The organism is Geobacillus sp. LEMMY01, from assembly GCF_002042905.1.
Taxonomy (GTDB): domain Bacteria; phylum Bacillota; class Bacilli; order Bacillales; family Anoxybacillaceae; genus Geobacillus; species Geobacillus proteiniphilus.
Genome location: NZ_MVKA01000008.1, coordinates 22332 through 37133, shown reverse-complemented (window position 1 = coordinate 37133; position 14802 = coordinate 22332). Strand labels below are relative to the sequence as shown.

The window sequence follows — 14802 nt, the reverse complement described above, 5'->3', positions numbered from 1 at the left end:
TACCTACCTCCTTTAAATTCTTTTAATATAATAATTCATTATGTTTATATTGTCAAAAAAATTTTGTATGATTTATATCATGGTAAATAAAACAATAATATTAAGAAAAATAATATTATTTAAATAAAAATTCTGAAAAACATTTCTCCCTTTCCGTTTTCTTCGTTATAGGAAAAACCCTTTTCCAAGAGCGGATCATCGATATGTTATGCCGCCGGTCGCTTGAACATGAAGCGGCAATTTCAGATCTTCGCCTTGCCCTCAAAGGCTGATGCCCGCCTCATTGCCGCTTTCGCTCCGCGAGGCATTGTGCATGAATCTATGCTTATTGATGATGGGAAAAGACATTGTTCATTCCGTCCATTTTCTCCCCCGTGCAAAATGTGTTATACTGATCATGACACATAAAATGAAGGGGGATGTGGGGATGCTATACCCGTATAACGGAAAACGTCCGAATGTTCATGAAACCGCATTCATTGCCCCGGGAGCCTATTTGATCGGAGACGTCACCGTCGGTCCGGAATCGACCATTTGGTTCAATGCCGTGCTGCGCGGCGATGAAGGACCGATTACGATCGGCGCTCGAACGAGCATTCAAGACAATACGACCTGCCATTTGTACGAAGGGTCGCCGCTCATTGTTGAAGATGAAGTGACGGTCGGGCATAATGTGATCCTTCACGGCTGCACGATCCGCCGGCGCTCGATCATCGGCATGGGGTCGACGATTTTGGATGGGGCCGAAATCGGTGAAGAATGCATCATCGGCGCCAACACGTTGATTCCGTCCGGCAAAAAGATTCCGCCCCGCTCACTCGTCATTGGCTCGCCTGGAAAAGTGGTGCGTGAACTGACGGACAAAGACCTTGAGCTCATCCAGCTGTCGATTGATACATACGTGCAAAAAGGAAAAGAGTATCGCGAACAGCTGGCCAATCATCGGTAATAACGCCTTGAACGCTCTCCCACCTACGCTAAACGCTTAAAGGTGGGAGATTCTTGAGAACACCCGCCTCACAGCAAGCTGTTAACCAAGCCATCCCCGCCCACTTCAAGTGGGGGGCTTCTCGGCGCGAGATGATCAAAACAAAATCATCAGAGAACAGATGGTTGCACGAAAAAACGATATTCGCGGCCATCTGTTCGTACAGCTTTTAAAAGAAAAAGAGCCAGCCAGAGGGCATGGCTCTTCGTTTATGATTCATCCGTGTTTTGCACAATCATCTTCCACACTCGAAAAACCGTTTCAATGCGGCGAGGCGGTGTTTTTCCGAACTTGCTTTCTGTTTCATTGGCAAAAGATGAATGATTCCTGATCTCAATGCTTCTACCGCTTCTAACAAACATTCGTTGCTGCTTGGGTGCGGACAAAAAGGGAATTTCATGTCTTCCTCTCGCGCCGCTAGAAATTCATCACTTTTTCGATGGCATGCAAAACGCGCGCTGGCGTTGGCAAATAATCGTCTTCATAAGCGAAAAACGGCACAGGAACGTCAAATCCCGTCACCCGTTCGACCGGCGCTTTTTGATAGAAAAACGAAGTATCGTTGATGACAGCGAGAATATCATTGGCCAATCCACCCGTCGCATGCGCTTCCTGAACGATCACGGTTCTCCCTGTCTTTTGCACCGACTCGGCGATGATGTCCTTGTCAAGCGGGTAAAGCGTACGCAAGTCGATGACATCGGCATCAATCCCTTTTTTCTTCGCTTCTTCCGCCGCCTTTATGGCGACCGGCACCATGGCTCCCCATGCAATGACGGTCACGTCGTCCCCTTCACGTAGTTTTTTCCCTTTGCCAATTTCAATCGTATATTTTCCTTCCGGAACGTCTTCGCGAAACGCACGATAACTGCGCATCGGTTCTAAGAAGAGAACAGGGTCCGGGTCTTCAATCGCGGCGATGAGCAACCCTTTGGCGTCATACGGCGACGCGGGACAGACGACTTTGATGCCTGGCATATGGGTAAACAGCGCTTCCGTGCTGTCCGAATGAATTTCCGGGGCCCGCACGCCCGCGCCGTACGGGGCGCGAATGACCAAGGGCACGGTAAAATGCCCTCTCGTCCGCGCACGCATGCGTGCCGCATGGGTCATGATTTGTTCATAGGCTGGATAGATAAAACCTAAAAACTGAATTTCTACGACAGGACGAAATCCACCAAGCGCCATTCCAATCGCTGCACCAGTAAATCCTGCCTCGCTTAACGGCGTGTCCATCACCCTCTCCTCGCCAAATTCCTCCAGCAATCCTTCGGTGGCGCGAAACACACCGCCATTTTTTCCAATATCTTCCCCGAGCAGGATGACATCTTCACGCTCTTTTAGCATGGTACGAAGCGCATCATTGACCGCTTGCACGATGGTGAGCGATTTGACGCCTACTTTGGTGATCATCTTTCCATCCCCCGCTTCCACTGAAGATACGCTTCTTTCTGCTCCGCAATCGTCCATGTCGGTTGGGCGAACACAAAGTCAAACATGTCAGATACATTCGCTTTTGGATAGCTCTCCATTTCCACAACCGCCTGCTCGATTTCGGCGTTCACTTCCTCTTGCACTTGATTCGCCCACTTTTCATCCCACCAGCCTTCCCGCTGCATCAACCGCTCGACCCGCTTAATCGGATCGGTTGTTTCGCGCCGTTTTTGGCTTTCCTCCTGGTCGCGATATCTGGACGGGTCATCGGACGTCGTATGGGCGCCATAACGCCATGTCACCGCTTCGATTAACGTCGGCCCCCCTCCGTTTCTCGCCCGCTCGAGCGCCTCAGTTGTTTTGAAATACACGGCAAACACGTCATTTCCATCGATGCGAAGGCCGGGAATATCGTACGCCAACGCTTTTTGCGCGATCGTTTTTGTCTTCATCTGACGGGTGATCGGAACAGAAATCGCATATTGGTTGTTTTGGTTGAAAAAGACGACAGGCGCGTTGAAAACGCTCGCGAAATTCAATCCCTCATGGAAATCTCCTTCTGATGTCGCCCCATCACCGAAGTACACAATCACCGCATTTTTCGTCCCCTTCCATTTTTCGGCGCACGCCGCCCCCGCTGCATGAGGGAGTTGCGTGGCAATCGGAACGCTCGGCGGAACGATTTTTTTTCCCTCAGGTGGAACACACCCTTCCGTCCGCCCTTTCCAGTATAAAAGCGTTTGCGTTAAGGAACGGCCGAATGTCATCATCGCCCCATGATCGCGATAGGTCGGAAACATCCAATCACCATCGTTGAGTGCAAGCGCGCTTCCGACTTGACACGCCTCTTGCCCTTCGTACGGCACATACGTCCCGATGCGCCCTTGCCGCTGCAGGCTGATACATTTTCGGTCAACCATTCTCGTGCGAATCAGATGGCGGTACATCGTCATCGTCAATTCTTTCGTGATTTGTTCACGATATTCAGGCTGCACAATCGTTCCTTCTTCATTCAATACTTGCACAATCGGAAAATCGAGTTCCATGCCATTCCTCCTCCCCATGGTATTTGAATGGCTGATCGATCAGCTCAATACCGCACGATCGCTTGCGAGCTGTTCCCCGCGAATGCGTTGGAATTCTGCGAGCAACTTTTCTACCGTTAAGCTTTTCTTTTCATTCTCATCCACTTCGAAAATGATCTGCCCTTTATCCATCATGATGAGGCGGTTTCCTAAATCGATGGCCTGCTGCATATTATGGGTGACCATCAAGGTCGTCAATCGATATCGCTCCACAATCTCTTTTGTTAAGTTGGTGATCAACTCCGCTCTGGCTGGATCGAGAGCCGCTGTATGTTCATCGAGCAGCAAAATGGCAGGTTCGGTGAAGGTCGCCATAAGCAAAGACAACGCCTGCCGCTCTCCGCCCGAGAGCAAGCCGACTTTCGCCTGAAGACGGTTTTCTAAACCGAGATGAAGGGTGGAGAGCAACTCGCGAAAATCATCGCGCCGTTTTTTCGTCACTCCGCGGCGGAGCGTGCGCTTTTGATTGCGTGTATACGCCATCGCCAAATTCTCCTCAATCGTCATGTTTGGCGCCGTTCCGGCCATCGGATCTTGAAACACCCTTCCGATATAGCGGGAGCGGACGTATTCCGGCATCATGGTGACATCTTGACCGTCAATCCAAATCGTCCCTTCATCAGGAAACAACACTCCTGAAATCAAATTCATCAAGGTTGATTTTCCTGCTCCGTTGCTGCCGATCACAGTGACAAAATCTCCTTTTCGAAGTGTTAAATGAATGTTTTGGAGCGCGATCTTTTCGTCAGGCGTTCCCTCATGAAACACTTTATAAATCCCTTTTAACTGCAACATCCGCCTCACCCTTTCCCGTTGCGGCAACGTCCATCACCTGCGCTCGATTCCATCTTTTTTCTTCTTTGCGTTTTTTCTCTTTTTGTTGACGAACCATTTGCGGAACAACGAGCGCCAAAATGACAATGCATGCCGTAATGAGCTTCACATCCCCTGTTTCGAGAAATTGGACGCGCAAAGCGAGACTCACAACAATGCGGTAAATGATCGCTCCACCGATCACGGCAAGCGTGGCTCGCGCGATCGTTTTCGTTCCAAATACCGCTTCGCCGATAATGACAGAAGCCAGACCGATAATGATCATGCCAATTCCCATCCCGACATCGGCAAACGCGCCGTACTGGGCAACAAGCGCCCCCGAGAACGCGACCATGGCATTGGAAAGGCCCAACCCTAAGACAATGAGCAAATTGGTGTTCGCCGACAGGCTGCGAATCATGCGCGGATTATCGCCCGTCGCCCGAATCGCAAGCCCAATTTCCGTCTGTAAAAACCAGTCTGTGAACCATTTAAACAAAAGAGCAAGCAACGTCATCGACAGGAGAATTCCCCATGTTTTCGCCGCGGCCGAGTCAAGTCCGATTTTCGTCCCCCATTCTTGAATGGTTGTAAAAACCGTCTTCTCATTCAAAAGCGGCACGTTCGAACGCCCCATGATGCGAAGATTGATCGAATAAAGCGCAATCATCATTAAAATGCCCGACAAAAGCGGATTGACCTTCCCTGCTGTATGAAGAAGCCCGGTCATACACCCGGCAGCGAATCCAACGAAAAGCGCCAGACACGTCGCCACAAACGGATTGATCCCGTTGACAATCAACGTCGCCGCCACAGCAGCTCCTGTCACAAAGCTGCCGTCCACGGTTAAATCAGGGAAATCCAACACACGAAACGACAAATACACTCCCAGCGCCATAATGGCGTAAATCAGTCCCGATTCCACTGCTCCCGTGATGGACGCCAGCAACAGCACTCATCCTTTCATTCGATGTATTCCGCCATTTGATCCCATTCAGGCTTCAGTTTGATTCCTTGTTTTTCCGCTGCTTGTTTATTGATCACCAATTTTAATTTTTTCGGATATTCTGGTTTGATCTCTGATGGTTTGGCTTCTCCTTTTAAAATGGCGACTGCCATTTGCCCCGCTTGATAGCCGATATCGTAGTAATCAAACCCATACGCCGCAAAACAGCCTCGTTTTAATGAATCGAGCTCTCCCGTAAAAACAGGGATTTTTTTCTCGTTGGCAACGCTGACAACCGATTCAATGGCAGATACAACGGTGTTGTCCGTCACGATGTAAAACACATCTGCCTTGCCAACTAACGACTCTGCCGCCTGTTTCACCTCGGCTGTGGTCGAAACGGAGGCTTCCACCAACTTCAAATCCGTATGTTTCGCCGCTTCCTTCACTTTTTCAATTTGCGCCAACGAGTTTTGTTCGCCCGCGTTATAAATAAGCCCAACGGTTTTCGCATCCGTTTGCTCATCGATGAATTGAATCGTTTTGCGAATCGCATCGGGATGGCTGTCCGTTGTTCCCGTGATGTTTTCCCCTGCCTTGTCCATCGATGGAACTAAACCGGCGCCGACCGGATCCGTCACGGATGTAAACACAATGGGAATGTCTTTCGTCGCATTGAGCGCACTTTGCGCGCTCGGAGTCGAGTTGGCAAAAATAAGGTCAACCCCATCCGATACAAAGTTATTGGCGATCGTTTGGCTGTTATTCATGTCGCCTTGGGCATTTTGGATATTGTACCGAACATTTTTCCCCTCTTTAAATCCCCCGTCTTCGAGCGCCTTTTTAAATCCATTGAAGGCAGCATCTAACGATGGATGTTGAATGATTTGGGTGACGCCAATCGTAAACGTTTTCTGCTTTCCATCTTCTTTCGCACCGTTCGTCGCGGCCTTCTCTTCTCCCCCACAGCCTGAGAGTGCCAAAACTCCGAAAACGACCGGTATCGCGAATCGTTTGATCGCTTGTTTCATGAATGATTCCTCCTCGCCTCTTTGATCGCTGCTTTCCAAAAGGATTTTTCTCTGAATTAAAAAATAAGGTATTATATTACGTATTTTCAGACATTTTTTCATATGGATAGACTCGGCATTAACGTCGAATATCCCACTTCGGCCGCTTTTGGTGCGTGAAAAAATGATTGCGGCGTTTGCGTTTCTCGAGCCGCTCTTCGCAAAATTGATCGGCTGCCTCGATCGTCGTTATTCCTTCCGATTCAGCCCGCGCATAAATGGCGAGCAGCGTATCATAAATCGCTTTCGTTTTCGCCAACACCCGCTCTTTGTTCGCTCCGTACAGTTCATCGGCCACTTGAATGAGGCCGCCGGCGTTGACGATATAATCGGGGGCATACATGATGCCCTTTTCTTTCAACATACGGGCGTGGCGTTTGTCAGCCAGCTGATTGTTCGCCGAACCGACGACCGCTTTCACTCGCAGCTCGGCGATCGTTTCATCGTTGATGACGCCGCCAAATGCGCACGGGACGAACACATCGGCTTCGACGCGATAAATATCCGTTCCGTTCACCGGCTTGACGGACGCCCCGATTTGCTTGCCGTACGCCACGACCTCTTTGACTGCCGCTTCGTTCAAATCGCACACATACAGATCCGCCCCTTCTTCAAGCAAACGAAGCGCCACTTTTTTTCCGACTTTTCCGAGCCCTTGCACCGCATACGTTTTGCCATGCAAATGCTTGCTGCCGAACACAACATCGTTCGTCGCCTGAATGCCGTAAACAACGCCCTCAGCGGTCGGCACGGATGAGTCGCCGCTTCCGCCATACGCTTCCGGAACGCCGACGATGCAATTTGTCTCTTTCAGCGCGTGCACGAAATCGTCCGGCGTCGTCCCCATATCGGTGCCCGTGTAAAACCGGCCGCCTAATGACTCCACGAACTGACCGAAAGCACGAAACAATTCCGTCGATTTGTCTTTGCGCGGGTCGCCGATGATCACCGCTTTGCCGCCGCCAAAATCGACATCAGCGGCCAAGCATTTATACGTCATCCCTTTCGACAGCCGAAGCGCATCGGCGAGCGCCTCTTCCGTCGTGGCATACGGATGCATCCGGCAGCCGCCGAGCGCTGGTCCAAGAGCCGTGCTATGAATGGCGATGATCGCCCTTAGGCCGGTCGCTTCATCGAGGCAAAACACCACCTGTTCATGTTCACGCATTTGGAAAAACAAATCCAATCCTTGTGACATGTTTGGCGATAGCATGACATTCATCGCTTCCCCTCTCCTTTGCTTTACCGCTTGAAAGCGTTTTCAAGTTAATATAACAAAAAATATTATTACGTTAAAATAACGTCATACTATTTTTATAGTAACGATGTTGGTTGTAAGTGTCAACCCTCTGCCAAACGATTTTTCATCGCCAAAAAAAGACGCCGTTTGACAGGCGTCTTCGTTATATCAGCGAAATAGTGTGGATAATAATTGCCACTGCGTTTTGGCTTCGGTCATCATTTGTTCAAACAGCTCGGCCACCGTTGGCACGTCATCGATGAGGCCAACGATTTGCCCCGCGTTGATAAATCCTTCAAGGAAATCGCCGAGGAGGGCGCCGCGGCGATGACGATCTTCCGATGTATATTCTTGAAACTGCTCAAGCGGCATGCCTTGTTGTTCATACTCCAGCAGCTTCTCGGCATACGGCGTGCGCATGACGCGGCGGATGCGTCCGACGGAGCGGCCGACAATGACCGTTTCATTTTCCTTTGCCTCGACAAGCCGCTGTTTATACGCTTCATGAAACGGAGCTTCCTTCGTTGCCACAAGCCTTGTGCCGAGCTGCACCCCTTGGGCGCCGAGAGCCAACGCGGCAAGCAAGCCGCGTCCATCGCCGATGCCGCCGGCAGCGATGACAGGAATGCGGACGGCGCTGACGACTTGCGGAATGAGCGTCATCGTTGTCAACTCTAGCGGCGAGTTGATTCCCGCCGCCTCATACCCCTCAGCGACGATGAGATGCGCTCCAGCCGCTTCCGCTTTTTTCGCTTGGCTGACCGAGGCGACGACGACGATCACCTTGATGCCATGTTCCGCAAAACGTGGAATCCATGGCGCAGGGTTACCGGCGGAAAGCGAAACAACCGGCACTTGATGGCGGATGACAAGTTCGGCGATCTCCGCGGCGTACGGCGTCACCTGCAGCGGGATGTTCACGGCAAACGGACGGTTGGTGCGCCGCTTCGTTTCGACGATCAGCTCCTCCACCTCATCGGGCGGCATCGTTCCGGCTCCGATCGTTCCAAGCCCCCCTGCTTCCGATACGGCGCTCGCCAGCTCGGCGTTGCTGATGTTGCCCATCCCCCCTTGGATGATTGGATAACGAAGATCAAGCAAACGACAAACATCATTCATTATGTTAACACCCCGTAAAAAATACGTTATATATAAACGATACCATATTTTTTAGAAGATGAGAATGGTTGATTTATATAACGAAGAAAAAACGAACACCAATTAAACCGTATGAATTTCCTTTGAAGCCTATTTTTCACCAGTGAGACTGCCGTAAGTCAACGCCGCGCCCCACAGCGATAAAAAATCGACAACGATTGGTGGGCGTCCACACCAATGATGATCGTTTGGACGGCAACATGCTTCTTCCACGGTGCCGTACCGAACGTTCTATGAACGTCAAACGGGATGCACAGCTGTCGTTGCGCCGTGCATCCCGGTTCATTCCACCGATATCTCTTCCTCTTCTTTTTTGTCAAGCTCTGCCCCTTCCTGAAACACCGCTTCAAAGAAACGGCTGGCCGGTGCTGCGAGCTGTTGGTAATAGTCGTTGAACAAGGCGGCGGCATGGCTTCCCATCCACTCATTCGGCAACAGCTCTTCCGGCAAGCCGGGGTCGATGAACAAAAACTTTCGGTATTCATGGACGAGCTTCGTCCGCTCGACAAAACATTCCGCGTCCGACATTTCGCCGCGCTCGATTTTATGTTTGTCAATCACATATTTTTGACTGTAGACCGCAATAAACTGCTCGTATTTTTGGTTGATCTCTTCTAAATTCCAGCACTTTTCCACAAGCTGCTTATTCGTATGCGGTCCATCGTATTCGGCAAGAAAGAAGTCGACATACGGGCGGATGTCATACTTGTCGATCAAGTCGTATACTTGTTGCTCCAAATTATTCGGTGAAATCCAGCAGCTGTTGGAAATCGTGCCGAACCCGCTCCAAACAAGCTCCTTTCGCAGTTCATCGCGCAAATGCCGCTTATCCTCAGGAATCGTATAGATGAGAATGCGCCATTTCCCGTCCCAATGCTCGGGACGCGTTTTGTAAATGCGCCGAGCCGCTTCTTCCATCCGCTTGACGCCGCGCTCCGTGAGCGAATAGTAGCTTTTATTGCCGCGTTTTTCCGAACGAATCCAGCCTTGTTTGCTCATGCGCGACACCGCCGCCCGCACCGCCTGGTCGTTATGGCCGAACTCGCGGAGAAGGCGGATCAAGCTGCCGATCCAAATTTCACCGCCGTAATGGCGGATGTAGTCACCGTAAATCGTAAAGATCATTGAGCGTGTGTTCATTGTGAATGGTCTCCCTTTATCTTGTTTTCGAAATATAATCGTAACAAACTTTTATCACGCTGGCAAGACGGACGAAAAAACAAAAGGAATAAAAAAGAGCCGCACCGCTAAAAAAGCAGGCGGCTCTCGACGGCATGCAAACATGCGACCCAGCTTCGGCAGCTTCATCAACTTAGGCAGACGTCATTCAACCAGACCGGCTGTATGACGGGCCGTCGTCTGAACATAACCAGTCTTTCCGTCGAACCAAGGCAAGCGCTCTCACCGTTCGTCCGCGTTTTTCACAATCGTCGCGATTCCTTGGCCGACGCCGATGCACATCGTTGCCAAGCCATAGGTGACGCTGCGTTTTCGCATTTCGTAAATCAATGTCGTCAAAATGCGGGCGCCGCTCGCGCCAAGCGGATGGCCGAGGGCGATCGCTCCCCCGTTGACGTTCACTTTCGCCCGATCGAGCTCAAGCTGCCGGATGCATTCAAGCGCTTGCGAGGCAAACGCCTCGTTCAGCTCGACAAGCCCGATGTCGTCAAGCGACAACCCGGCGCGGCGCAACGCTTTGCGCGTCGCAAAAACCGGACCGATTCCCATCACGGCCGGTTCAACGCCGGCGACCGCCGAGGTGACATAAGCAGCCAGCGGTTTTAAGCCGAGTTCCTTCGCCTTCTCTGCGCTCATGACTAGCAGCGCCGCCGCCCCGTCGTTAATGCCGGACGAGTTACCCGCCGTGACCGTGCCGTTTTCAAACAACGGCGGCAGCTTCGCCAGCTTCTCAAGCGTCGTATCCGGACGCGGATGCTCATCTTTGTCGACGACGACGCGGTTGCCTTTCCGGTCGTGATAAACGACCGGCACGAGTTCATCCGCAAACCGATTCGTTTCGATCGCTTGTTTCGCTTTCATTTGACTTTCGTAAGCAAACTCATCTTGCGCCTCGCGCGTAATGCCGAATCGCTTCGCCACATTTTCCGCCGTTTGCGGCATGCTGTCGGTGCCATACATTTCGTGCATTTTCGGGTTGATAAAGCGCCAGCCGATCGTTGTGTCATACATCTCGATGTTGCCGCGCGGAAAATCGCTTGACGGTTTGGCCATGACAAACGGGGCGCGCGTCATGCTTTCCACGCCGCCAGCGATCATGATGTCCGCCTCATTGGCCAAAATCGCCCGCGCCGCATAATTGACCGCATCAAGCCCTGAACCGCACAGCCGATTGACCGTCACCCCTGCGACCTCAATCGGCAGCCCGGCCAACAGCGCCGCCATGCGGGCGACGTTTCGGTTGTCCTCGCCGGCTTGGTTGGCGTTTCCAAAGACAACGTCATCAATTTGCTCGACCGGCACATTCGGATTTCGCTCGATGAGCGCTCGAATGACAACAGCCGCCAAATCATCCGGCCTGACTTCTTTTAGCGCGCCCTTGTAGCGGCCAATCGGCGTGCGCACCGCATCGACAATCACAACTTCTCTGCTCATATTTTCTCCCTTCCTTTTCCAGCGAATCAGCGATTTTCCCGATTCGTATAGTCATAGACGCCGCGGCCGGTTTTGCGGCCGAGACGCCCTGCTTTGACGTATTGCTCCAAAAGCGGCGCTGGGCGGTATTTTTCTCCGAGTTTTTCGTGCAAATATTTTAAGTTGTTCAATCTCGTATCAAGCCCAACTAAATCAGCGAGCTCAAACGGCCCCATCGGGAAATTGAGGCCGAGCTTGATCGCCTTGTCGATCTCTTCGGGCGTCCCGACCCCTTCTTGCAGCATGTAAAACGCTTCATTGCCGACAAGGGCGCTGATCCGGCTCGTGACAAATCCCGGAAATTCATTGACAACCACTGTCTCTTTTCCCATTCGCTCGGCCGCTTCTTTCGCCACTTGCGCCGTTTCGTCGCTCGTCTCAAGGCCACGGATGATTTCCACAAGCTTCATTTTATGAACCGGATTGAAAAAGTGCATGGCGATCACCCGCTCCGGCCGCTTCGTGAACGAACCGATTTCGGTCGGGCTCATGGTGGACGTATTCGTCGCAAAATAGCACGACGCCGGCGCATGGGCGTCAATCGTCTCGAACACTTGCTTTTTCAATTCAAGCTTTTCCGGCACCGCCTCGATCACCAAATCGGCATGGCGCACAGCGGCCGCCAAATCAAGTGAATACGACAGGCGCGCCTCGGCTTCTTGCCGCTCGCCAGCGGTCAATTTCCCTCGAGCGACCGCTTGTTCAAAAATCGAAGCAATCTCCTTCTGGGCGCTCTCCAATTGTTCTTGCTTAATGTCCACTAAGGTCGTCTGGAACCCGCCGACAGCGCCGACATAAGCAATGCCTCTCCCCATCACGCCGCTGCCGACGACAACAAGGCGTTCGATCATCGTCTTCCCCCTCTCCTGCTTTCGCATATGACGGCTGATGCATCAAGCCGGCGGTGCCTTTCGCCAAGCGGCGGACGCCGTCAAATGAATGGGCACCCCATCACGAGCGACGGGGTGCTCGGCAAACGAGCGGGCGTGTCTCTCAATCGCTCGCCCTAACCGACTCTTGCCTTCAAGGGCGACAAACTGAACTTTGCTTCCAAGGACGCGACACGCTCTCGTATATTGGCAAACGCAAAACGGTGAAAGCCTTAGACGCCAAACGGATTAAGCGGACGCGGACCGTAATACGACAGCACGCTTTTCGTTTCTGTGTACAAATCAAGCGCCTCGACAGACAGCTCGCGCCCAAATCCGGACTGTTTGTAGCCGCCAAACGGCGTGCCTGGGAAAGCGGAGAATGGGCTGTTGACCATGACAATGCCGGAACGCAGCTGTTTCGCTACGCGAACGGCACGGCCATGATCTTTCGTCCAAATCGCGGCGGCCAGTCCATAGTCGCTGTCGTTCGCCAATTCAATGGCTTCGGCTTCATCGCGGAATTTCATCACGACGACAACCGGTCCAAAAATTTCTTCACGAACCGCTTTCATTTGATGGTTCACGTTCGTCAAAATCGTCGGCTCATACCAGTAACCGTTTTCAAACCCAGCGACAACCGCCTCTTTTCCCCCGGCGGCGACCGTCGCTCCGTCGGCGACAGCCGATTGCACGTATTCGTCAATCACTTCCAGCTGCCCGCGGCTGATGATCGCCCCGACATGCGTGCCGGCATCAAACGGATTGCCAAGTTTCAGCTGCTTCGTTTTGGCCACGAACGCTTCCATAAACGCGTCATAGATGCTTTCATGCACATACAAGCGGGAGCGCGCCTCGCACGATTGGCCGCTGTTGTAGAAAATGCCGAACAATGAGCCGGAGACAGCGGCTTCTAAATCAGCGTCCGCAAACACAAGGCTTGGCGATTTGCCACCCAGCTCGAGCGTCACCCGTTTTAATGTTTTCGACGCCTTCTCCATAATTTCCTTCCCCACCGGCGTCGATCCGGTAAACGCCACTTTGTCGACGAGCGGATGTTCGACCAAATAGTCCCCAACTTCCGCTCCGGCGCCCGTCACCACATTGACGACCCCTTCCGGCACGCCGGCCTCATGGCAAATTTCCGCCAGCACAAGGCAGGTGAGCGGCGTCAGCGACGCCGGTTTAACGACGACCGAGCATCCAGCGGCAATGGCAGGCGCGATTTTCCAAGCCGCCATCATGAGCGGATAGTTCCAAGGAATGATTTGGGCGCACACACCGACAGGCTCTTTTTCCGTATAGTTGTGAAACGCCCCCGGCATCGGGTTGACCGCCCCGCGGTGCCCAATGATCGCCCCGGCGAAAAATTCAAAGTCTTCAATCGCCTGCATCACTTGCCCTTGAGCAGCCGACAACGCTTTGCCGGTATTCAAAATTTCCAATTCCACCAATTCATTAAAACGTTCGCGCATGATGGCCGCAATTTGGTACAAGATGCGCGCCCGTTTTTGCACCGGAAAATGACGCCATTTCCCACGGTCAAACGCTTGCCTTGCCGCCTGCACCGCCCGTTCGGCATCCTCGCGCGTCCCTTTGGCGACGCGGGCGACCGGTTCGCCAGTGGCCGGATTGGTGACCACAAACGTTTCGCCCGAGGCGCTTTCGACCCGCTCCCCGTTCACAATCAAATGATAGAAATCACGTTTCGTCGGCATCGGTTCCATTTTCTTTTGTTTGACAGTCGCCATCGTTTTTCCCCCTTGCTTAGTTTCCTTGGAAGATCGGTTTCCGTTTTTCGAAAAACGCCTTGACGCCTTCGCGGTGGTCGGATGTCAATCCCGCAATGCGCTGGCATTCCGCTTCCCGTTCGAGGTAGCGGTCAAACGTCGTTTCCTCGCTTTCGCGAAGCAGCCGTTTGATGAGTCCAATCGCTTTCGTCGGCATAGCAGAGAGCCGCTCGGCAAACCGCTTCACTTCCTCTTCCCAAGCGGATAGAGGAATCACTTTTGTCGCCAGTCCGAGCGCGGCTGCTTCCTCGGCGGTCACTTTTTCCCCGAGCACCGCAAGCTCAAGCGCCTTCGCCCGCCCGATGAGACGCGGCAAATAGTAGAGATGGCCCGCGTCCGGCACAAGACCGACGTGAATAAACGCGGGAGCGAAACTCGCCTTTTCCGAGAGAAGCCGGAAATCACACGCCAGCGCCAAGCTCATGCCCGCGCCGGCCGCCGCCCCGTTCACCGCTGCGACAACCGGTTTTTCAAGATGATGAAGCGCTTTCATCATCGGCGCGTATCGGGAGCGCAACACTTCGCCATGGTCCATTTCTTCCGTCACGCCGCTCAAATCTTCCCCCGCACAAAACGCCCGGCCGGCGCCTGTGATCACCACGCAGCGGACGTTTTGATCCGCCCCTGCTTGTTTTAGCGCCTTTGTCACTTCAGCGTTCATTTGTTCCGTAAACGCATTGAGCTGATCAGGGCGGTTGAGCGTCAGCCAGGCGACTTGTCCCTTCACTTCATAACGGATCGTTTCGTACATCGAACG

Annotated in this window: 13 protein-coding genes; 1 reads left to right on the top strand and 12 read right to left on the bottom strand. The window is 52.5% G+C overall.

Annotation, left to right across the window (positions count from 1 at the left end):
* The first annotated feature begins 427 nt into the window (after positions 1 to 427).
* Positions 428 to 949 carry a gamma carbonic anhydrase family protein gene (locus B1A75_RS05525; protein ID WP_013523996.1) on the top strand — a complete coding sequence of 174 codons (522 nt, stop codon included), beginning with the start codon at positions 428 to 430 and terminating at the stop codon, positions 947 to 949.
* A 456-nt stretch (positions 950 to 1405) separates the two neighbouring features.
* On the opposite strand, the gene B1A75_RS05515 is transcribed toward B1A75_RS05525, so the two are convergent.
* The 12 genes from B1A75_RS05515 to B1A75_RS05455 form a co-directional block, all read right to left on the bottom strand.
* Positions 1406 to 2401, bottom strand: coding sequence for an alpha-ketoacid dehydrogenase subunit beta (locus B1A75_RS05515; protein ID WP_020278619.1), 996 nt, complete (start codon positions 2399 to 2401; stop codon positions 1406 to 1408).
* Entirely contained in the window at positions 2398 to 3468 is a 1071-nt protein-coding gene (pdhA, locus tag B1A75_RS05510; RefSeq protein ID WP_011231513.1) for a pyruvate dehydrogenase (acetyl-transferring) E1 component subunit alpha, read from the bottom strand. Before pdhA ends, B1A75_RS05515 begins: the two co-directional genes overlap by 4 nt.
* Positions 3469 to 3507: 39 nt before the next feature.
* Positions 3508 to 4302, bottom strand: coding sequence for an ABC transporter ATP-binding protein (locus tag B1A75_RS05505; RefSeq protein ID WP_020278618.1), 795 nt, complete (start codon positions 4300 to 4302; stop codon positions 3508 to 3510).
* Positions 4277 to 5269, bottom strand: a complete 993-nt coding sequence (locus B1A75_RS05500; RefSeq protein ID WP_023633546.1) for an ABC transporter permease — start codon at positions 5267 to 5269, stop codon at positions 4277 to 4279. The genes B1A75_RS05505 and B1A75_RS05500 overlap by 26 nt, the downstream gene beginning before the upstream one ends.
* A gap of 14 nt (positions 5270 to 5283) precedes the next feature.
* On the bottom strand, positions 5284 to 6297 hold the full coding sequence (locus B1A75_RS05495; RefSeq protein WP_014196076.1) for an ABC transporter substrate-binding protein: 1014 nt from the start codon (positions 6295 to 6297) through the stop codon (positions 5284 to 5286).
* Between the two features lie 118 nt (positions 6298 to 6415).
* A complete protein-coding gene (locus B1A75_RS05490) occupies positions 6416 to 7558 on the bottom strand; it encodes a Leu/Phe/Val dehydrogenase (RefSeq protein ID WP_079935874.1) in 1143 nt (380 codons plus the stop codon).
* 186 nt (positions 7559 to 7744) lie between these two features.
* Positions 7745 to 8695 (bottom strand): NAD(P)H-dependent flavin oxidoreductase, encoded by a 951-nt coding sequence (locus B1A75_RS05485; protein ID WP_079935873.1) that lies wholly within the window; start codon positions 8693 to 8695, stop codon positions 7745 to 7747.
* Positions 8696 to 9016: 321 nt separating this feature from the next.
* Positions 9017 to 9874: a phenylacetic acid degradation operon negative regulatory protein PaaX gene (gene paaX / locus B1A75_RS05475; RefSeq protein ID WP_074043188.1), complete on the bottom strand. Its 858-nt coding sequence runs from the start codon at positions 9872 to 9874 to the stop codon at positions 9017 to 9019.
* A gap of 261 nt (positions 9875 to 10135) precedes the next feature.
* Complete coding sequence (locus B1A75_RS05470) at positions 10136 to 11347, bottom strand: thiolase family protein (RefSeq protein ID WP_079935871.1); 1212 nt, start codon at positions 11345 to 11347, stop codon at positions 10136 to 10138.
* A 26-nt stretch (positions 11348 to 11373) separates the two neighbouring features.
* Positions 11374 to 12237, bottom strand: a complete 864-nt coding sequence (locus B1A75_RS05465) for a 3-hydroxyacyl-CoA dehydrogenase (RefSeq protein ID WP_074043190.1) — start codon at positions 12235 to 12237, stop codon at positions 11374 to 11376.
* 251 nt (positions 12238 to 12488) lie between these two features.
* Positions 12489 to 14006 (bottom strand): aldehyde dehydrogenase family protein, encoded by a 1518-nt coding sequence (locus B1A75_RS05460; RefSeq protein ID WP_079935870.1) that lies wholly within the window; start codon positions 14004 to 14006, stop codon positions 12489 to 12491.
* Positions 14007 to 14022: 16 nt separating this feature from the next.
* Positions 14023 to 14796: an enoyl-CoA hydratase-related protein gene (locus B1A75_RS05455; protein ID WP_079935869.1), complete on the bottom strand. Its 774-nt coding sequence runs from the start codon at positions 14794 to 14796 to the stop codon at positions 14023 to 14025.
* Positions 14797 to 14802 lie beyond the last annotated feature (6 nt).

Bases quoted from the DNA above. Each gene is read 5' to 3' on its own strand.
- B1A75_RS05525 (WP_013523996.1), top strand. From the start codon at position 428: ATGCTATACCCGTATAACGGAAAACGTCCGAATGTTCATGAAACCGCA.
- B1A75_RS05515 (WP_020278619.1), bottom strand. From the start codon at position 2,401: ATGATCACCAAAGTAGGCGTCAAATCGCTCACCATCGTGCAAGCGGTC.
- pdhA (WP_011231513.1), bottom strand. From the start codon at position 3,468: ATGGAACTCGATTTTCCGATTGTGCAAGTATTGAATGAAGAAGGAACG.
- B1A75_RS05505 (WP_020278618.1), bottom strand. From the start codon at position 4,302: ATGTTGCAGTTAAAAGGGATTTATAAAGTGTTTCATGAGGGAACGCCT.
- B1A75_RS05495 (WP_014196076.1), bottom strand. From the start codon at position 6,297: ATGAAACAAGCGATCAAACGATTCGCGATACCGGTCGTTTTCGGAGTT.
- B1A75_RS05490 (WP_079935874.1), bottom strand. From the start codon at position 7,558: ATGAATGTCATGCTATCGCCAAACATGTCACAAGGATTGGATTTGTTT.
- B1A75_RS05485 (WP_079935873.1), bottom strand. From the start codon at position 8,695: ATGAATGATGTTTGTCGTTTGCTTGATCTTCGTTATCCAATCATCCAA.
- paaX (WP_074043188.1), bottom strand. From the start codon at position 9,874: ATGAACACACGCTCAATGATCTTTACGATTTACGGTGACTACATCCGC.
- B1A75_RS05470 (WP_079935871.1), bottom strand. From the start codon at position 11,347: ATGAGCAGAGAAGTTGTGATTGTCGATGCGGTGCGCACGCCGATTGGC.
- B1A75_RS05465 (WP_074043190.1), bottom strand. From the start codon at position 12,237: ATGATCGAACGCCTTGTTGTCGTCGGCAGCGGCGTGATGGGGAGAGGC.
- B1A75_RS05460 (WP_079935870.1), bottom strand. From the start codon at position 14,006: ATGGCGACTGTCAAACAAAAGAAAATGGAACCGATGCCGACGAAACGT.
- B1A75_RS05455 (WP_079935869.1), bottom strand. From the start codon at position 14,796: ATGTACGAAACGATCCGTTATGAAGTGAAGGGACAAGTCGCCTGGCTG.